The organism is Pseudomonas sp. VD-NE ins (assembly GCF_031882575.1).
In the GTDB taxonomy this organism is placed as follows: Bacteria; Pseudomonadota; Gammaproteobacteria; order Pseudomonadales; family Pseudomonadaceae; genus Aquipseudomonas; species Aquipseudomonas fluorescens_BZ.
Window position 1 is genome coordinate 118,383 of record NZ_CP134772.1, and the last position, 19,052, is coordinate 137,434.

At 60.7% G+C, this 19,052-nt stretch carries 14 protein-coding genes; 13 read left to right on the forward strand and 1 reads right to left on the reverse strand.

Annotated elements, in window-relative coordinates; genetic code table 11:
- Positions 1 to 244: 244 nt before the first annotated feature.
- From RMV17_RS00490 to RMV17_RS00535, 10 genes are all read left to right on the forward strand, one after another.
- Positions 245 to 1,597 (forward strand): TolC family outer membrane protein, encoded by a 1,353-nt coding sequence (locus RMV17_RS00490; RefSeq protein WP_311884764.1) that lies wholly within the window; start codon positions 245 to 247, stop codon positions 1,595 to 1,597.
- Between the two features lie 34 nt (positions 1,598 to 1,631).
- A complete protein-coding gene (locus tag RMV17_RS00495) occupies positions 1,632 to 3,788 on the forward strand; it encodes a type I secretion system permease/ATPase (RefSeq protein ID WP_034151793.1) in 2,157 nt (718 codons plus the stop codon).
- On the forward strand, positions 3,778 to 5,145 hold the full coding sequence (locus tag RMV17_RS00500; protein WP_034151794.1) for an HlyD family type I secretion periplasmic adaptor subunit: 1,368 nt from the start codon (positions 3,778 to 3,780) through the stop codon (positions 5,143 to 5,145). Before RMV17_RS00495 ends, RMV17_RS00500 begins: the two co-directional genes overlap by 11 nt.
- Before the next feature lie 386 nt (positions 5,146 to 5,531).
- Positions 5,532 to 6,428 carry a TauD/TfdA family dioxygenase gene (locus RMV17_RS00505; protein WP_311884767.1) on the forward strand — a complete coding sequence of 299 codons (897 nt, stop codon included), beginning with the start codon at positions 5,532 to 5,534 and terminating at the stop codon, positions 6,426 to 6,428.
- A 22-nt stretch (positions 6,429 to 6,450) separates the two neighbouring features.
- Positions 6,451 to 7,311 carry an ABC transporter ATP-binding protein gene (locus RMV17_RS00510; RefSeq protein ID WP_007918315.1) on the forward strand — a complete coding sequence of 287 codons (861 nt, stop codon included), beginning with the start codon at positions 6,451 to 6,453 and terminating at the stop codon, positions 7,309 to 7,311.
- Between the two features lie 20 nt (positions 7,312 to 7,331).
- Positions 7,332 to 8,198, forward strand: coding sequence for an ABC transporter permease (locus tag RMV17_RS00515; RefSeq protein WP_311884770.1), 867 nt, complete (start codon positions 7,332 to 7,334; stop codon positions 8,196 to 8,198).
- 175 nt (positions 8,199 to 8,373) lie between these two features.
- On the forward strand, positions 8,374 to 9,291 hold the full coding sequence (locus RMV17_RS00520) for a LysR family transcriptional regulator (protein ID WP_016985559.1): 918 nt from the start codon (positions 8,374 to 8,376) through the stop codon (positions 9,289 to 9,291).
- A gap of 190 nt (positions 9,292 to 9,481) precedes the next feature.
- Positions 9,482 to 11,020, forward strand: a complete 1,539-nt coding sequence (locus RMV17_RS00525; RefSeq protein ID WP_311884771.1) for an MFS transporter — start codon at positions 9,482 to 9,484, stop codon at positions 11,018 to 11,020.
- 26 nt (positions 11,021 to 11,046) lie between these two features.
- Complete coding sequence (locus RMV17_RS00530; RefSeq protein ID WP_311884772.1) at positions 11,047 to 12,117, forward strand: HlyD family secretion protein; 1,071 nt, start codon at positions 11,047 to 11,049, stop codon at positions 12,115 to 12,117.
- A complete protein-coding gene (locus RMV17_RS00535) occupies positions 12,114 to 13,694 on the forward strand; it encodes an efflux transporter outer membrane subunit (protein ID WP_311884773.1) in 1,581 nt (526 codons plus the stop codon). Before RMV17_RS00530 ends, RMV17_RS00535 begins: the two co-directional genes overlap by 4 nt.
- Here RMV17_RS00535 and RMV17_RS00540 read toward each other — a convergent pair.
- The gene (locus tag RMV17_RS00540; protein WP_311884775.1) at positions 13,675 to 14,364 is read right to left on the reverse strand and encodes an NYN domain-containing protein; all 690 of its coding nucleotides are present in this window, start codon (positions 14,362 to 14,364) and stop codon (positions 13,675 to 13,677) included. The genes RMV17_RS00535 and RMV17_RS00540 overlap by 20 nt on opposite strands.
- Positions 14,365 to 14,850: 486 nt before the next feature.
- Here RMV17_RS00540 and RMV17_RS00545 point away from each other — a divergent pair, with 486 nt between their 5' ends.
- Genes RMV17_RS00545 through RMV17_RS00555 form a run of 3 tightly spaced genes read left to right on the forward strand, consistent with a single transcriptional unit; the run spans position 14,851 to position 19,043 of the window.
- Positions 14,851 to 15,630, forward strand: a complete 780-nt coding sequence (locus RMV17_RS00545; RefSeq protein ID WP_311884777.1) for an efflux RND transporter periplasmic adaptor subunit — start codon at positions 14,851 to 14,853, stop codon at positions 15,628 to 15,630.
- On the forward strand, positions 15,627 to 16,946 hold the full coding sequence (locus RMV17_RS00550; RefSeq protein WP_311884779.1) for an HlyD family efflux transporter periplasmic adaptor subunit: 1,320 nt from the start codon (positions 15,627 to 15,629) through the stop codon (positions 16,944 to 16,946). Before RMV17_RS00545 ends, RMV17_RS00550 begins: the two co-directional genes overlap by 4 nt.
- On the forward strand, positions 16,947 to 19,043 hold the full coding sequence (locus RMV17_RS00555) for a biotin/lipoyl-binding protein (protein ID WP_311884781.1): 2,097 nt from the start codon (positions 16,947 to 16,949) through the stop codon (positions 19,041 to 19,043).
- Positions 19,044 to 19,052: the final 9 nt, after the last annotated feature.

Genomic DNA, 19,052 nt, shown 5'->3' on the forward strand with positions numbered 1-19,052 from the left:
GTCAATATTTTGGCTAGATTCTTTCGCTATTAACTTTATGCCAAACTATTGACCTTCTGGGTGCCATCCTAAACAATCGCCCCACTAATGTCACATTGATATTTCCGCGGCGACCTGTCCTTCAGCGTGTGATCCAGTTCCTGTTTTGAACTTTCCGACATACGGTCAAACCGGTTGCCAATCATCCGACGCAGCGCGACATTCTGCTGTGATTCAAGACAAGAAGTTCTGGAAAATTATTACCATGCGTTTGCCCCTTTTCATGGCTGTACCCTTCGCGCTCGCCGCCTCTTTTGTTCAAGCACAATCCTTACCAGAAGCCATGCAACAGGCACTGGATGTCCATCCGGAAATCCAGGCAGGGGTCAACAGTCGATTGGCGGCGGATTATCAATTAAGAGCGGCAAAAGGTGGATACCTGCCGAAGGTCGATCTGCTCGGCGGTTATGGCCGTGAAGGCACCGACAGCGTCACCACCCGTGCCAATGGCGGTGGCAACCACTGGGAAACCCTGAACCGCAGCGAGTCAAGTTTACGTCTCTCGCAAATGGTGTTTGACGGTTTTGCGACGTCCAGCGAAGTCGGGCGTCAACAAGCCACCGTCAACTCCCGCGCCTACTCGTTGCTCGGCACTTCCGAGCGCACCGCGCTGACCGTCGCCCAGGTTTATCTGGACGTGCTGACCCGTCGCGAATTCGTGCGTCTGGCCGAAGACAACCTCAAGAGCCACCAGCGCATCTACGACCAGATCCAGCTGCGCACCCAGCGTGGCGTCGGCAGCGGTGCCGACCTCGATCAGGCCGAAGCGCGGATGGCTCAGGCCCGCAACAACCTGATCACCGAGCAGACCAATCTGGCCGACTCGGAAACCAACTTCCTCAGTGCCGTTGGCCAGATGCCCGATCAACTCGAGCGTCCGGCGCCGTTCATGGCGATGATGCCGGCCAACCTCAATGAAGCGCGCCTGCAGATGCTGGAAAACAGCCCGATCCTGCGCTCGGCCGAGTCCGATATCGCCGCTGCCGAGAAACAGTACGAAACCGCCAAGTCGACCTTCTACCCGCGTTTCGACGCTGAACTGGGTCGCACCGCCGACAACGATCTCGACGGCCAGAACGGTCACAACAACGAATGGCAAGCCATGCTGCGCATGCGCTTCAACCTCTATTCCGGTGGCAGCAACAAGGCCGATCTGGAATCCAAGTCGTACCTGTCGAACCAGGCGCTGGACATCCGCAACAACGCCCTGCGCCAGTTGAACGAAGAACTCGGTCTGGCCTGGAACGCCCTGAACAACGCCAACGCGCAGGTGCCGATCGCGCAGCAATACGTCGATCACAGCACCTCGGTGCGCACCGCTTACCAGCGTCAGTTCAGCCTCGGCGAGCGCACCCTGCTGGATTTGCTCGACAGCGAAAACGAGTTGTTCACCGCTTCGCGGCGTCTGGCGGAAATCAAAAACATTCAGTTATTTACTCAGTACCGAATCAAGGCGACCATGGGCGAGTTGCTCAGAAGCCAGGGAGTGGTCGCACCGTTGGCATCCGTTGTGCAGAACGACGTGAAGCCCAAGGTCCAGCTGCCTGGGATGAATTGAGTTATCCCTTTTCAACTGTCAAAGAGTGTCGAGCGTGGAATCAGAAGTCAGTCGAGTTCAACTCAGTCATGATCCACGCGCGTTGCACGACGATCCGTTACTGGATGGCCTGCTCGCCCTTTGCATGCTCCATCAGAAACCCGCCAGCGCGGCGATGCTGACCACTGGCCTGCCGCTGCCCAAACAACGCCTGAGTGTCGAGTTGCTGCCCCGTGCGGCGGCGCGCGCCGGCCTGCAAGGTCGGGTGCTGCAGCGCAAGCTGGAAGAAATTCCGGCGATCGCCATGCCGGCACTGTTGCTGCTCAAGGATGGCCGCAGCGCCGTCCTGCTCGGCTGGCAGGGCGACAACGAAGCGCGGGTGCTGCTTAGCGAAACCGACGGCGGCGAGTCCATAGTCAGCCGCGAACTGCTCGCCGACGATTACACCGGCAAAGTCTTCTTCGCTCAGCCGCAACACAAATTCGACGTCAACCACGGCACGCTGATTCCGCGTGCGCGCTCGTGGTTCCGCGACACCCTCAAGCGTTCGCGCTGGCTGTATGCCGATGCGATCGCCGCGAGTTTCCTGATCAACATCATCGCCATGGCCGCGCCGCTGTTCGTGATGAACGTCTACGACCGCGTGGTGCCGAACCAGGCCGAAGCGACCTTGTGGGTGCTGGCGCTGGGTATCACCGGTGCCTACATCTTCGACCTGGTCCTCAAGAGTCTGCGCGCCCTGTGCCTGGACCTGGCCGGGAAGAAAACCGACCTGATCATCTCCGCGACGCTGTTCGAGCGCATCGTCGGCATGGCCATGAAGTACCGTCCGGCGCGAGTCGGCAGCTTTGCGCAGAACATCCATGAGTTTCAGAGCCTGCGCGACTTCCTCGCCTCGCTGACCCTGACCAGCCTGATCGACCTGCCGTTCACCATCCTGATCTTTATTGTCATCGCCATTCTCGGCGGGCATCTGGTGTGGATTCCGGTGTTGGCGTTCCCGATTGCCCTGCTGATCGGCTACGCCCTGCAGAAGCCGCTGGTGGCCACCATGGAACGCACCATGGCCCTCGGCGCCGAGCGCCAGTCGAGCCTGATCGAAACCCTCGCCGGCCTCGACGCGGTGAAGGTCAACAACGCTGAAAGCGAACGCCAGTACCAGTGGGAGCAGACCATCGGCACCCTCAGTCGCCTCGAGCTGCGGGTGAAAATGCTTTCCGGTCTGGCGATGAACATCACCCTGCTGATCCAGCAACTGGCCGGGGTGATCATGATTGTCTTCGGCGTGTACCAGATCATCGCTGGCAACCTGAGCATGGGTGGTCTGATTGCCTGCTACATGCTCAGCGGTCGCGCCCTCAGCCCGCTGGCCTCGCTGTCCGGTCTGTTGACCCGTTATCAGCAGGCACGGGTAACCATGACTTCGGTCGACCAGATGATGGAGCTGCCGCAAGAGCGCAACTTCGAAGAGCGCCCGTTGAGCCGCAAGGTTTTGCAGGGCGCGATCGAATGCCGCCAGCTCAACTTCACCTACCCGGAACAACAGAACCCAGCGCTGAAAAACATCAACCTGGTGATCCGTCCCGGCGAGAAGATTGGCATCATCGGCCGCAGTGGCTCGGGCAAAAGCTCCCTCGCCAAACTGCTGGTCGGCCTGTATCAGCCGGACGATGGCGCGCTGCTGGTCGACGGTGTGGATATCCGCCAGATCGACGTCAGCGAGTTGCGCTACAACATCGGCTACGTGCCGCAAGACATCCAACTGCTGGCCGGCACCCTGCGTGACAACCTGGTCTCCGGCGCACGCTATGTAGAAGACGAGCTTGTCCTGCAGGCAGCCGAACTGGCCGGCGTCCACGAATTCGCTCGTCTGCATCCACAAGGTTACGAGCTGCAAGTTGGCGAGCGCGGGCAGAACCTCTCCGGCGGCCAACGGCAGAACGTCGCGCTGGCCCGGGCCTTGTTGCTCAACCCGCCGATTTTGCTGATGGACGAGCCGACCAGCGCCATGGACAACACCGGCGAAGAACGCCTCAAACAACGCCTTGCGGCCGTGATTGAAAACAAGACCGTGGTGCTGGTGACGCACCGGGCTTCACTGTTGTCGCTGGTGGATCGTCTGCTGGTGATCGACCGTGGACAAATTCTCGCCGATGGCCCGAAAGCCGCCGTGATGGAAGCGTTGAAGAAGGGGCAGATCAGTGTTGCTTAAGTCGGGTTTCAAGGATTCGATCCGTCGCTACTTCAAAGGCTCGGCATCGTTGCAGGGCCAGCCACTGCCGGAGGTCAACAAGGCGCTGATCGAGGACGCCCCGCGCGTCGTGCGCCTGACGATCTGGGCGATCATCGGTTTCTTTATCTTCCTGCTGCTGTGGGCCAACTTCGCCGTGATCGACGAAGTGACCAAAGGCGACGGCAAGGCGATTCCGTCGTCGAAGATCCAGAAAATCCAGAACCTTGAGGGCGGGATCATCTCCGAACTGTTCGTCAAGGAAGGCCAGATCGTTGAAGCCGGCGCGCCGTTGATTCGCCTCGACGACACGCGATTTGCCTCCAACGTTGGCGAAACCGAGGCCGATCGTCTGTCGATGCTGCTGCGCGTCGAGCGTCTGAGCGCTGAAGTGGATGACCGTCCCCTGAATTTCCCTGAGGACGTGCTCAAAGCCGTGCCGGGACAGGCAAAAAGCGAAGAATCGCTGTACATCAGCCGCCGCCAGCAACTGCACGACGAGATCGGTGGTTTGCAGGAGCAGTTGATCCAGCGTCAGCAAGAGCTGCGCGAGTTCGGCTCCAAGCAAGCGCAGTATCGTCAGCAACTCGGCTTGCAGCGGCAGGAAATCAACATGTCCGAGCCGCTGGTGGCGCAGGGCGCGGTGTCGCCGGTGGAAGTGCTACGTCTGAAGCGTGCCGAGGTGGAAACCCGTGGTCAGCTGGATGCAACGACGCTGGCGATTCCGCGCGCCGAATCGGCGATCAAGGAAGTGCAGCGCAAGATCGACGAAACGCGTGGCAAATTCCGCAGCGAAGCGCTGACCCAACTCAATGAGGCGCGCACCGACCTGAACAAGGCCAGCGCGACCGGCAAGGCCCTGGAAGACCGCGTCAGCCGGACGCTGGTGACATCGCCAGTGCGCGGCATCGTCAACAAACTGCTGGTCAACACCATCGGCGGGGTGATCCAGCCGGGCAGCGACATGGTCGAAATCGTCCCGCTGGATGACACCTTGCTGGTCGAAGCCAAGATTCGTCCGCAAGACATCGCGTTCCTGCACCCGGGACAGGAAGCGATCGTCAAATTTACCGCGTACGACTACACCATCTACGGCGGGCTCAAGGCCAAGCTTGAGCAGATCGGCGCCGACACCATTACCGACGAAGACAAGAAAACCACCTACTACATCATCAAGGTGCGCACTGAGCGCAGCCACTTGGGTACCGATGAAAAGCCATTGCTGATCATCCCGGGGATGGTGGCGTCGGTGGACATCATTACCGGCAAGAAATCCGTGTTGAGCTACCTGCTCAAACCGATCATCCGCGCGCGGGCCGAGGCGTTGCACGAGCGCTAGATCTTCGTTGGTCTTTCTGGCCTCATCGCTGGCAAGTCGAATCGTCGCACCGCAGCTCCCACAAGTTTCTGTGTCGGACACATGTTAGTGTTCCAGCCGAGAAACCTGTGGGAGCTGGCTTGCCAGCGATGGCGGCAGCCAAAACACCACATGCCTGTCAGGAAGTGACAAAAACCGTCACTCACCATCCAGTCCATTCCTCACCATTCGCCATATCGTTATTCAATAACGGTATTTAATCTCCAGTTCTTATAGCTATAAAGTCATCCCCCTGCGTACCTGCCGACCAATCGGCGCGCCGCACGACCTGAACCAACACGCAATCCAGCGTGAGTGTCTGATCGACGAGCGCGCCCGTGAGCGTGCCGTGCGTGGGAGATGGAAAGATGTCCGCAGCTACTGCTTCCCCAAGCGCCGCGACCGCCGCGCCGCAAACCTTTGAAATCCGCCCGTTCAGCGGTGCCGTCGGCGCCGAAATCATTGGCCTCGACCTCACCCGGCCGATCAATGATCAGGACTTTGCGCGCATCCATCGCGCGCACCTGGATCACCACGTCGTGGTATTCCGTGACCAGCAAATTACCCCGCAACAGCAGATCGACTTCAGCCGCCGCTTCGGCGTGTTGCAGATCCATGTGCTCAAGCAGTTCCTGCTGGCCGATCACCCGGAAATCCTCATCGTTTCCAACATCATCGAAAACGGCCAGAACATCGGCCTCGGCGATGCCGGCAAGTTTTGGCACTCCGACCTCTCCTATAAAGAGCTGCCAAGCCTCGGCTCGATGCTCCACGCGCAGGAGTTGCCGTCCGAGGGTGGCGACACCCTGTTCGCCGATATGCACAAAGCCTGGGACAGCTTGCCCGAGGCCTTGCGCAAAGCTGTTGAAGGTCGTTCGGCCGCGCATTCCTACACCGCCCGCTACAGCGAAACCAAATTCGAAGGCAACTGGCGCCCGACCCTGACCCCGGAGCAACTGGCTCAGGTTGCGGAAGTGGTGCATCCGGTGGTGCGTACGCACCCGGAAAACGGCCGCAAGGCGTTGTTCGTCAGCGAAGGTTTCACCACACGCATCGTCGGCCTGCCGGATGACGAGAGCCAGCAACTGCTGAGCGAGCTCTACGCCCACAGCGTGCTGCCGCAAAACATCTACCGCCATCAGTGGCAGCCTCACGATCTGGTGTTCTGGGATAACCGTTCGCTGATCCATCTCGCCGCCGGCTGCCCGGCGCACCTGCGCCGCAAGCTGTATCGCACAACCATTCAGGGCGATGCGCCTTTCTGATTCGCCGGAGATTGATCAAATCATGAATGCTCCCTTGCCAGGCCACGCGGCCAGCAACCCGATCGCCCGCAGCGACGCGCTGCTGGCGGTCGATCATGTCAGCCTCGAATACCGCACGCCGCAACGTGTGGTGCGCGCCACCCACCAGGTCAGTTTTGAAATCGATCCGGCCGATCGCTACGTGCTGCTCGGCCCATCCGGATGCGGCAAGTCCACCTTGCTCAAAGCAGTCGCCGGGTTCATTCAGCCGTGTGAAGGCGAGATCCGTCTGCAAGGCCAGCGCGTCGACGCGCCGGGGCCGGACCGGATCGTGGTGTTTCAGGAATTCGATCAGCTGCCGCCGTGGAAAACCGTTAAACAGAACGTGATGTTTCCGCTGCTCGCGTCGCGAACGCTGAAGAAAAAAGAAGCCGAAGAACGCGCGCTGCACTATCTGGAAAAAGTCGGGCTGGCAGCGTTCGCCGATGCTTATCCGCACACCTTGTCTGGCGGCATGAAAGCGCGCGTGGCGATTGCCCGGGCGTTGGCGATGCAGCCGAAGATCCTCTTGATGGACGAGCCGTTCGCCGCGCTCGATGCACTGACCCGACGCAAGATGCAGGAAGAATTGCTGCTGCTCTGGGAAGAGGTGCGCTTCACTCTGCTGTTCGTTACCCACTCGATTGAAGAGGCGTTGGTGGTCGGCAATCGCATCCTGCTGTTGTCGCCGCATCCCGGCCGAGTGCGCGCCGAAGTGCACAGCCATCAATACGATCTGCACAGCCTCGGTGGTGTGGCGTTTCAGGAATCGGCGCGGCGCATTCATCGTCTGCTGTTCGATGAAGGCCAGTCGCCGGAAACCGAGCGTGACCACGACTTCAACGACATTCGCATCGCCTATTGAGCGGCCAGGAGGACTACCCGATGAGCCATTCATCATCTGTGCGTGAAGAATTCGAAATTGTGCTGGAGCCGCTGACCGAAGTGCCGGTCGAGCGTGAGCTGTCCCTCGGCACGCGGCTGTGGCAACAGGGCTGGTTGCGTAAAGGCCTGATCCCGATTGTGTTGGCGGTGCTGTGGGAAGTGGTCGCGCGGATCCAGAACAATGACCTGATGCTGCCGAGTTTCCTGCAGACCAGCCACGCGCTGTTCGAGGGTCTGCTCAGCGGTGAGCTGCTGGCCAAGGTGTGGATATCGCTGGTGGTGCTGATCAAGGGTTATCTGATCGGCATCGTTTTGGCGTTTGCCCTGACCACGTTGGCCGTATCGACGCAGTTGGGCCGTGATCTGTTGAGCACGATGACCTCGATGTTCAACCCGTTGCCGGCGATTGCCCTGCTGCCGCTGGCGCTGCTGTGGTTTGGTCTGGGGCAGAACAGCCTGATTTTCGTGTTGGTGCATTCGGTGTTGTGGGCGCTGGCGTTGAACACCTATGCGGGGTTTCTCGGGGTTTCCGAGACGTTGCGTATGGCTGGGCGCAATTATGGTTTGAAGGGCTTGCGGCTGGTGCTGTTCATCCTGATTCCGGCGGCGCTGCCGTCGATTCTGGCCGGGCTGAAGATCGGTTGGGCGTTTGCCTGGCGCACCTTGATCGCGGCGGAACTGGTGTTTGGTGCGACCAGTGGCAAGGGTGGGCTGGGTTGGTACATCTTTCAGAATCGCAATGAGCTGTATACCGACAAGGTGTTTGCCGGGTTGGCGGTGGTGATTTTGATCGGGTTGCTGGTGGAGAATCTGGTGTTCGATACGCTGGAGCGGGTGACGGTTAAGCGTTGGGGGATGCAGCGCTGAAATGTTGGGCGGCTGGGCTGGCCTCTTCGCGAGCAAGCTCGCTCCCACAGGGGAGTGCATACCAAGTGTGGGAGCGAGCTTGCTCGCGAAGGCGTCGGTCAGATCAACACCTAGTCTGAAAGATGTTTGCTAGCATTGCACCCAGATCAATCCTGATCCGTCATGAGTGCTCAGTATGCAACTCCCGGACATGAACCTTCTGGTCGCCCTCGACGCCTTGCTCGACGAGGGCAGTGTGGTCGGCGCTGCACGGCGGATGAATCTCAGTCCGGCCGCCATGAGCCGCACCTTGACGCGGATCCGCGAAGCCATTGGCGATCCGATTCTGGTGCGCGCCGGCCGAGGCCTGGTGCCAACGCCCAAGGCGCTGGAACTGCGCGAACAGGTGCGCGACGTGGTCGAGCAAGCCGCGCTGCTGTTCCGCTCGGCCGACTCGGTGGAACTGGGCACACTGCGCCGGCGCTTCAGCATCCGCGCCAATGATTTTTTCATTGGTGTGTATGGCGGCAAGCTGTTCGATACCCTCGATCAACTCGCGCCGCACTGCGAGTTGCGCTTCGTTCCGGAAGGCGATGGCGATGATGAAGCGCTGCGCGAGGGGCGCATCGATCTGAGCGTCAGCAACACTCGGCCGGTTACCCCGGAAGTCAAAGTGCAAAACCTTTTCTCAACCCATTTCGTTGGCTTGGTACGTGAAGACCATCCACTGCTCGATGGCGAAATCACCGCCGAGCGCTACGCCGGGTTTTCCCATATCAGCATGTCGCGCCGTGGCATCGCTCGCGGCCCCATCGACACGGCGCTGAATGCGCTGGGCCTGGAGCGGCGCGTGGCGGTGATTGCGCCGAGTTTCCATGCGGCGATGTTTGCCTTGCCGGATTCCGACCTGATCCTGCCAGTGCCCAAGGAAGCGTTGCTGAGTGTGCGCCGGCTCGGTTTGAAACTGCGTTCGTTCGACCTGCCAATCCCGTTGCCGACGCTGATGCTGACCCAGGCCTGGCACCCGCGTTTCGACAAGGATCCGGCACACCGCTGGCTGCGCGAAACCCTCAAGGCCTGCTGCGACGAAACCTGGCTGGCTGCACAACCCTAAGATCAAAAGATCGCAGCCTTCGGCAGCTCCTACATTGGAATGCATATCCCTGTAGGAGCTGCCGAAGGCTGCGATCTTTTGCTTTTAACAATTGCGTCTGACGCACTTATAAGCTGCCAATAAGTCAATTTTCGTCATTGCCAAGCCCGACTAAGATGCTCCGGTATTTTTCCCTCCGGAGTGTGTATTCATGACATCCCTGACGGCGGCAGCGCCCATCGCTGTGGCCAGCCCGGCGAAGGCGGCCACGCCACCGGTATTCGGGGCGCGGATCATCATCGGCCTGGTCGGCGTGCTGCTGGCGGTGCTGGTGTCGGGCCTCAATGAGATGGTGACCAAGGTCGCCCTCGCCGATATTCGCGGCGCGCTGCACATCGGCTACGACGAAGGCACCTGGCTGGTTGCCAGCTACACCGCCACCTCGGTCGCGGCCATGGCCTTCGCGCCATGGTGTTCGGTGACCTTCTCGCTGCGCCGCTTCACCCTCTGTGCGATCGGCCTGTTCACCTTGCTCGGGGTGCTGTGCCCGTTCGCGCCGAATTACGAAAGTCTGCTGCTGATGCGCATCCTGCAAGGCCTGGCCGGCGGTGCATTGCCGCCGATGCTGATGACCGTCGCCCTGCGTTTTCTGCCCGCCAATATCAAGCTCTATGGCCTGGCCGGCTACGCACTGACGGCGACATTCGGCCCGGGCCTCGGCACGCCGCTGGCTGGTTTGTGGACGGAATACGTCGGTTGGCAATGGACGTTCTGGCAAATCATCGTGCCGTGCCTGATCGCCATGGCGATGGTCGCGTGGGGCATTCCGCAGGACCCGCTGCGTTTGGAGCGCCTCAAATCGTTCAACTGGAAAGGCCTGCTATTGGGCTTTCCGGCAATTTGCATGCTGGTGATCGGCCTGTTGCAGGGCAATCGCCTGGATTGGTTCGAGTCGAGCCTGATCTGTGGATTGCTCGGCGCCGGCTCGCTGCTGCTGGTGGCGTTTCTGATCAACGAGTGGTCGCAGCCGATTCCGTTTTTCAAATTGCAGATGCTCGGCATCCGCAACCTTTCTTTCGCCTTGATGACGTTGGCCGGTGTGCTGATAGTTCTGCAGGCGGTGGTGTTGATTCCGTCGAGTTATCTGGCACAGGTGCAGGGTTATCGGCCGGCGCAGACCGCACCGATCATGCTGATCGCCGCATTGCCACAACTGATTGCGCTGCCGTTGGTGGCAGCGTTGTGCAACCTGCGCTGGGTCGATTGCCGCTGGGTGCTTGGCATGGGTTTGAGCATGTTGACGCTGTCCTGCCTGGGCGGATCGCTGCTGACTTCAGAATGGATTCGCGACAATTTCTACGTCCTGCAATGGCTGCAGATCTTCGGTCAGCCGATGTCGGTGTTGCCGCTGTTGATGTTGTCCACCGGCAGCATCCAGCCGCAGGACGGGCCGTTCGCCTCCGCGTGGTTCAACACGGTGAAAGGCTTGGCGGCCGTGGTCGCTACCGGGGTGATCGAAGCGCTGACCACCGCGCGTCTGCATTTCCACTCGACCATGTTGGTCGACAGCCTCGGCAATTCGCCGCTGGCCGACCGTAGCGATCCGGGCCTCGCCCATCGCCTGCACGAACAAGCCGTGGTGCTGACTTCTTCCGATCTCTATGTGTGCATGGCCGGCGTCGCGGTGGCGCTGATCCTGCTGATTTTCTGGCTGCCGACGCGGATCTTTCCGCCGCGCGCGCCGACCTGATTGCTTCACTGAAACAGAAGGTTTTTATGACGACTCAAGCAAAGCAAAAACTCGCGGTGGCCGTGGCTGCCGCGCTGGCCGTTGGCGTGCTGGTGTACCTGGCGATGCCCGGTCTGTTCGGCAAACGTACCCAGCAAAACACCAACGACGCGTTTGTCTCCGCTGACTACACCCTGGTGGTACCGCGTGTGGCGGGTTTCATCAAGGAAGTGTTGGTGGAAGACAACCAGCAAGTGAAGGCGGGCCAGTTGCTGGCGCTGATCGATGACCGCGATTTGCGTGCTTCAGCCGAAGCGGCGGATGCGCAAACCTTGGTGGCGCGGGCACAGTTGCAGAACGCCAAGGCGACGCTGGAGCGCCAGACTTCGGTGATCGCCCAAGCGCAAGCGTCGGTGGTGTCGGCCAAGGCTGAAATGGCTTTCGCCCAGCAGGAATTGAATCGCTACAACCATCTCGCTGGCGTTGGCGCCGGGACTGTGCAAAACGCGCAGCAGGCGCGCACTCGCATCGATCAGGCCACGGCGCATCTCGACACCGCCACCGCGAAGCTGGCGGCAGAGCGCAAGCAAGTCGATATCCTCACCGCTCAGCGGGATGCCGCCGAAGGCAGTTTGAAGCACGCACAAGCGGCGCTGGAAATCGCCAGTTTCGAACTCTCCTACACGCGCATCACCGCACCGCAGGACGGCATGATCGGCGAGCGTGCGGTGCGCGTAGGCGCGTATGTGACGCCGGGTAGCAAGCTGCTGGCCGTCGTGCCGCTGAAACAGGCTTACGTGGTGGCCAATTTTCAGGAAACACAGCTGACTGACGTGCAGCCGGGGCAAGAGGTGCAGGTGCGTGTCGATAGCCTCGGCGGCGAAGCGTTGAGCGGACGGGTCGAGAGTATTGCACCGGCCACGGGCGTGACCTTTGCGGCGGTAAAACCGGATAACGCCACAGGCAACTTCACCAAGGTGGTGCAGCGGATTCCAGTGAAAATCATGCTGGAGCCGGGCCAGCCGTTGGCCGAACGCCTGCGCGTCGGGATGTCGGTGGAGGCGAGCATTGATACCAAAAGCTCGGCGACATCGGTGCGTGAGGTGACTCAGCGATGATTCATATTGAATCGACTGGCCTCATCGCGGGCAAGCCAGCTCCCACAGGGTCCACCTTTGGAACAAAACAATTCGGTCAATCTGCACAATCCCTGTGGGAGCGGGCTTGCCAGCGATGGGGTCTGTGGCAGCCACTCACCTTGAGTGCCTTGCTCGCAGTAAGCCTCACCGCCTGCACCGTAGGTCCGGACTTCCACAAGCCCGACACCACGCAAATCGCTGACTGGAGCAAACCCGCCAAGTCCGCCCCCAGCCAAGCCGTCAGCGAACCCCTCAACGAACGCTGGTGGGAAGTCTTCCACGACTCGCAACTCTCCGCACTCACTCAGCGTGCGGTGCAAAGCAACCTCGACCTGCAACTGGCCAGCAGCCGTCTGCAACAAAGCCGTGCCGCGCGCCAGGTGATCACCGCTGACCGTTATCCGAACACCGCCGCCACCGGCAGCTATGCGCGTGAACGCAACAGCGGCAAAGGCCTGAGCGACCCGTCCGGGCACAACGGCGATTCCGCCTTCAACCTGTGGGATGCCGGTTTCTCCGCCTCGTGGGAACTGGATTTCTGGGGCCGCGTGCGCCGCGAAACCGAAGCTGCCGATGCCAACCTCGAAGTTGCCGAAAACGACCGTCGCGGGGTGTTGCTGGCGGTGCTTGCCGACACGGCGCAAAACTACATTCAACTGCGCGGCGTGCAGAACACCCGCGCCGTCACCGAGCAAAACCTCGACGTCGCGCGGCACAGTCTGAAGCTCTCGCAACTGCGTCTGGCCGACGGCGTGGCAACTGATCTCGACGTCGCCGAAGCCGCCGCGCAAGTCGCGGCCATCGAATCGCGCCTGCCTGCGCTGGAACAACGTCAATCGCAGTTGATCAACGCGATCAGCCTGCTGATGGGCGAACCGCCACAGGCATTGGCCAAAGAGTTATCCACAGACGCCGCCGTGCCGCAGTCGCCGCTGCAAGTCGCTATCGGCCTGCCGTCGCAACTGGCCGAACGCCGCCCGGACATCCGTCAGGCCGAAGCGCGCTTGCACGCCGCGACTGCCAATATCGGTGTGGCCAAGGGCGATTTCTATCCGCGTATTACCCTGTCGGGCAACCTCGGCTCGCAAGCCATGCAACTCAGCGATTTCGGCTCGTGGAGCTCGCGCGCCTTCGGCATCGGCCCACAATTCAGCCTGCCGTTGTTCGACGGCGGACGCCTGCGCGGCATGCTGCAACTGCGCGAAGCGCAACAACAGGAAGCCGCCGTCGCCTATCAGCAAACCGTGCTGCGCGCCTGGCATGAAATCGACGATCAACTGACCGCCTACAACGCCAGCCAGCGCCGCCGCGACAGCCTCGCCGAAGCCGTACGCCAGAACCAGATCGCCCTGCGCACCGCGCAACAGCAGTACGTCGAAGGCGTGGTCGACTTCGTCAACGTCCTTACTGTGCAAGGCGCGTTGCTGGCGACGCAGGAACAGTGGGTGGAGAGTTCGACCGGTGTTTCGCTGGCAATGGTCGGGTTGTACAAAGCGCTGGGTGGGGGATGGGAGTCGGTGTATCCGGCAGAAGTACCTACCAATAATCCGGTTTGAAAGCTGGTTTTTTGTGAGTGGCTACTCGGTTTGGAAACTGATGAAGTCGCAGCTCTTCAGTCGAAATAACGCGTCTCAACCAGTGTGAATTGTCTTTCAATGAGCCTGGGGGCGGGCGGATAGATCCGGTCCGATGAGGAAGGATCACTCCAATGATCAGGGCAGGAAAATCTGTTCGGAGCGCCTTCAGAGCAGGTGTCATGTCGGTATCACTGGAAACCAGAATGATTTGATCAATGCGCCCTGCACCTTCGGACATTGTTTGCCGGCTTGCAGTGCGATACATGCTGATTGCTATATGAACATCGGTTTCTTTTTCTTCCAGTTTCCAGATATCGACTTTGTCCTGACGTGATGCATGGGTGTTTCTATCTATAAACCTTGGTGCTTTGGCTGGCTCTAATTGATGCCGTCCGAAATGCACGGTGACTTTGCTCGCTCGCAATGCCCTTACGTACGCGTCTTGTGCTTCCTTGGAAACGCGGCCGCGAGTTGCCAGCTGGGGTTTGATTGGAGAGGTGAAGTAGTCAATCGAGACTATTGAGCTCTGAGGGTTTTCGATGAGGGCAATATGCGTCAGCAGGCTGTTCAAGTTCAGCCATTTATAGGGTGTGCCAGCGAGCAAGCCGTAAAACAGGTTGTAGCCATCAACAAAAAATGCGGTGCGCACAAAAAATCCTCAGAAACGAAAAAACCGGCCTAGGCCGGTTTTTTCATCCCCAACTGCCAGCGAACTGAATCGCTACGTACGGGGTTGAGTAAGGCAATCCTAGATTGAGCGCGTCATGCAGGTCAACCACCAAATAATTGCACGCTCACTCCGCTGGTTTATCTCCAGCACCGGCTTGTCAGTTTTGGCTACCAATGCCGACTAGGGTCAAGCCATTTAAGGGCGCCAATATTAGAAGTTGTTGCAGAAAGAGGCACATTCGGCCCGCGTTTACTTCCATAGGTAGCCTGTCTATCGCCTTATTCGCAATGCGCTATCGGTAGCATTCCTAACTCGTGTAGGAAAGCGGAGCTTGCCTACATCTCTTAAACGATCATTGGGCGGCTTTCTCTTTTGAAACATTACATTTCCGAAGAGTGATGGCCTTTCGCTTGACGCTAACCCCCGCTGTCGTAGACTCCGCACATCCGTCAGGGAGTAGCGGTTATGCAGCGTTTTCGCGGTTGGGTTATCGGATTGACCTTAGTTACGTGTGCAGTTCAGGCGCAAACGCCCGGGCCAGACGATCCGCTGCTTGATAATCCGGTGTCGGGAACGGCCACTGCGAGCAGTGAGGCGCGGGGGGTGTTGCGGGCTCGTGATCAGGCGACGCTGGCCAGTGAGCTTTCCGGGCGGATTGTCGAGTTGCCGTTCAGTGAGGGCGAGTCGTTCAAGAAGGGCGATACGCTGGCGAAGTTCGATTGCTCGGCCTATCAAGCCCAGCTCAATGCCGCGCAGGCGGCCAGTCGCGGTGCCGGTGAAGAACTGGCGCACAACAAGCAGTTGGCTGCGCTCAATTCCGTCGGGCGGTTCGAAGTGGCGCGGGCCGAGGCCAAGGTCAGCGAAACCCAGGCGCAATCCCAGGTGTATCAAGTGCAGGTCAAGCGCTGCAGCGTGGTCGCGCCGTTCGACGGGCAGGTAGTCGAGCGCAAGGTGCAGCGCTATGAAAGCGTGCCGGCCGGCGCACCGCTGCTCGATGTCGTCGATAACCGTACCCTCGAAATTCATTTGCTGGTGCCGTCGCGCTGGATGGCCAGACTCAAGCCCGGCCAGACCTTCAGCTTCGTTCCTGATGAAACCGGCCAGCCGATCGATGCCACGGTGAAACGTCTCGGCGCGCGAATCGATGAGGGCAGTCAGACCCTGTTGCTGGTCGCCACACTTCCCGAAGCCAAAGGTTTGCTCGCCGGCATGAGCGGCACCGCGCGTTTCCCGGAGCTTAAGTGAACGCGCCGGTGAGCGGCGCCGCTGAACAGGTGTTCGCGCGGTTTCTCGACCTTGAACGGCAGACTCGCGCTGCCCGCGATGCCGCGCAACTGGCCTACAGCCTGGTCAATGACGGCCAGTCGTTGTTTGGCTTTCGTCATGCCGCGTTATTGATCGCCGGCAAGGTACAAGCCGTGACGGGCGTCAGTGCGGTCGAGCCGAATGCGCCGTTCGTGGCGTTCGTCGAGCAGGCCGTGGCGCAGTTGTTCAAGCAGGATGTGCTGAAGCAGGCTCGGGTGATCGCGCCGGAACTGCTCAGCGAATCGATCCAGGCCGACTGGCGCAGTCTGTCCGCTGCGCAGGTGTTCTGGCTACCGCTGGTTGATCGTGATGGGCAGATGTTTGGCGGTTTATGGCTGGCCCGTGATGTGCCGTGGAACCCTTCCGAACAAGTTTTGCTGTCGCAATTGGGCGACACCTACAGCCATGCCTGGCTGGCGCTGCAACCACGCAAACCGTGGCGACTGCGCTGGACCCGTAAACGTCAGGTGGCACTGGTCGCGCTGCTGTTGCTCGGGCTGTTGATTCCGGTGCGTCAATCGGTGCTGGCCCCCGCCGAAGTGGTGCCGCTGGGCGGGCGCGTGGTGGCGGCGCCGCTGGACGGAGTGATCGCCGAGTTTCTGGTCAAACCCAATCAAACGGTGAAAACCGGCGACGTGCTTGTGCGTTTCGAAAGTACCACGCTCAAGGCTCAGGCCGATGTCGCTGAGCGTGCGCTGGGTGTGGCCGAAGCTGAACTGAAATCCAATTCCCAGCGCTCGTTTGCCGATGCCGAGTCGAGCGCAAAAGTCGATTTGCTCGCCGCACGCGCTGAGCAGAAACGCGCCGAGCGCGACTACGCCCGCGAGTTGCTCAAGCGCAGCGAAGTCCGCGCCGAGCGCGACGGCATTGCGGTGTTCGCCGACGCCGAACGCTTGATCGGCAAACCGGTGCAGACCGGCGAACGCCTGATGGACATCGCCGACCCGAACCAGGCCGAACTGCGTATCGAATTGGCGGTAGGCGATGCGATTTCGTTGGAGCCTGGTGCCGAAGTGGCGTTGTTTCTCGACAGCGATCCGCTGAAGCGCCATCTCGCCTCACTGGAACGCTCGGCATACGAGGCGCAACCCACGGCGGGCGGTCTACTGGCCTATCGGCTCGACGCCAATTTTACCGAGGCGCCGCCGCGTATCGGCCTGCGCGGCACAGCAAAAATCTTCGGCGACCGCGCGCCACTGGCGCTGTACCTGCTGCGCCGGCCTTTGGCCGGTTTGCGCCAGAGCGTGGGCCTCTAAATGAACCTGCCGAGCCTGCGTGCCGACCTGCAACTGTCGCCCGCGGCGCCGGCCTTGGACGGTTCGCCGCGTTGGACCCTCGCCGATCCGGTGCGCGGCCGTTACTTCAAGCTCGGCGCGGCGGCGATGCGCCTGCTGCGCCATTGGTCGCTGGGTGACGCTGAGGAAGTCTTGCGCGCGGCCAATCGCGAACCGGGCTTGCCGCTCGACGGAACGGAGCTTGAGCAGTTGCTGGAGTTTCTCCGCGGCCACGATTTGATCAGCGCACTCGACGACCAACAGCGCGCCAGCTACCGCCTCAAGGCCTTGGCGCAAAAGCAAAGCCTGTGGCAAATCCTCCTGCATCAATATCTATTTTTCCGTATTCCGCTGTGGCGACCGGACGCGTTTCTCAATCGCGCCTGGCCGTGGCTTGCGCGCTTCGGCCCGGGCCTGCTGCGCTATGGGTTACCGGCGACGCTGGCGTTGGGTGTGTTTCTGGTCTCGCGCGACTGGCAGCGCTTTGTCGGGACGTTTCCACACCTGTTCAGCCTCGGCGGCGCGTTGGCGTTTGGCGTGGCGTTGTTCTTCGCCAAGCTCTGTCACGAATTCGGCCATGCGTTCATGGCCAAGCGCGCGGGCTGTCGGGTACAGAGCATGGGCGTGGCGTTTATGGTTTTGCTGCCGATGTTCTACACCGATGTCAGCGATGCCTGGCGGGTTAATGATCGTAGTGCGCGATTGCTGATCGGTGCCGGCGGTGTGCTCGCGGAATTGCTGTTGGCATGTATCGCGTTGCTGGCGTGGTCGTTGCTGCCGGATGGGCCGGGACGCACGGCGGCGTTCATGCTCGCCAGCGCCACGTGGATCACCACGCTGGTAGTCAACCTCAATCCCTTCATGCGCTTTGATGGTTATTTTCTGATCAGTGATTTCTGGGAAGTCGACAATTTGCAGGGCCGCGCATTTGCCCTCTGTCGCTGGCGCCTGCGTGAGTTTTTGTTTGGCTATGGCGCCCCGGCACCGGAGCCGTGGTCGCCGAAGATGCAACGGCGTTTGCTGATCTGGGGGTATGGCTCATGGTTGTGGCGTGCGGCGTTGTTTTTCGGGATCGCACTGGCGGTCTATCACCTGTTCTTCAAGGTGTTGGGGATCTTCCTGATGCTGGTGGAACTGGTGTGGTTCATTTTTTTGCCGATCATGCGTGAGTGGCGCCAGTGGTGGAGCCACCGCGAACAGGCGCACGGCCCGCGTGTGTTGCTCAGTGCGCTGGCGCTGCTCGGGCTGTTGCTGGTGCTGATCGTGCCGTGGCGCAGTTCGGTGGAGTTGCCGACCATGCTCGAGGCCGGACGCGCCAGTGCCCTGCACGCGCCGACGGCGGCGCGGATCAAAGCGGTGAACGTGACGGACGGGCAGAAAGTCGCTCAGGGCGATGTGCTGATTGAACTGGAATCGCCCGATCTCGAGTCGCGGCTGGCGATCGTGCGCCGGGAAATCCAGATTCAGCAGCTATTGATGCGCCGTCAGGCCAGTCGCAGCGAAACCGCCGCCGATGCCGGCATTGTCGAGCAAAGGCTGGCCGAAGCAGTCGCCGAATACCGCGGGCTGACGGCGCAACGCGAACGCCTGCTGCTGCGCGCACCGCAGGCCGGCAGCGTGCGTGATCTGCTGCCGAACATGACGGTCGGGCGCTGGTTGTCGAGCAAGGATGCACTGGCCCGGGTCGTCGAAGACGGCGCGCGCCTGCGCGGCTATCTGGCGGAAGCCGAGTTGTGGCGAGTCAAACCCGGGGCCAGTGGCCGCTTTATCGCCGATGACCCGATGCACCCGGCACTCGCCGTGCAACTGAATGAAATCGACACCAACGGCGTGGCCTACGTCGATCAGGAAGCACTGACCTCCGATCACCACGGGCCGATTGCCGTGCGCCGCGATCAACAGCAGCGGGCCGAACCGGTGCAGGCGCAATACGGCGCGCGGCTCAGCGTGCTGGACGATGCGTCGACACCGCCGCAACCGTTGCGCGGTGTGGTGATCTTGCAAGGCAGCGGCGAATCGTTGCTCGGTGTGGCATGGCGCCGAATGGCGGCGCTGGGGGTCAGGGAAAGCGGTTTCTAACGGAGAGCA

Coding starts and splice junctions, on each gene's coding strand:
- RMV17_RS00525 (WP_311884771.1), top strand. CDS start 9,482: ATGACATCCCTGACGGCGGCAGCGCCCATCGCTGTGGCCAGCCCGGCG.
- RMV17_RS00545 (WP_311884777.1), top strand. CDS start 14,851: ATGCAGCGTTTTCGCGGTTGGGTTATCGGATTGACCTTAGTTACGTGT.
- RMV17_RS00510 (WP_007918315.1), top strand. CDS start 6,451: ATGAATGCTCCCTTGCCAGGCCACGCGGCCAGCAACCCGATCGCCCGC.
- RMV17_RS00520 (WP_016985559.1), top strand. CDS start 8,374: ATGCAACTCCCGGACATGAACCTTCTGGTCGCCCTCGACGCCTTGCTC.
- RMV17_RS00490 (WP_311884764.1), top strand. CDS start 245: ATGCGTTTGCCCCTTTTCATGGCTGTACCCTTCGCGCTCGCCGCCTCT.
- RMV17_RS00535 (WP_311884773.1), top strand. CDS start 12,114: ATGATTCATATTGAATCGACTGGCCTCATCGCGGGCAAGCCAGCTCCC.
- RMV17_RS00555 (WP_311884781.1), top strand. CDS start 16,947: ATGAACCTGCCGAGCCTGCGTGCCGACCTGCAACTGTCGCCCGCGGCG.
- RMV17_RS00530 (WP_311884772.1), top strand. CDS start 11,047: ATGACGACTCAAGCAAAGCAAAAACTCGCGGTGGCCGTGGCTGCCGCG.
- RMV17_RS00505 (WP_311884767.1), top strand. CDS start 5,532: ATGTCCGCAGCTACTGCTTCCCCAAGCGCCGCGACCGCCGCGCCGCAA.
- RMV17_RS00515 (WP_311884770.1), top strand. CDS start 7,332: ATGAGCCATTCATCATCTGTGCGTGAAGAATTCGAAATTGTGCTGGAG.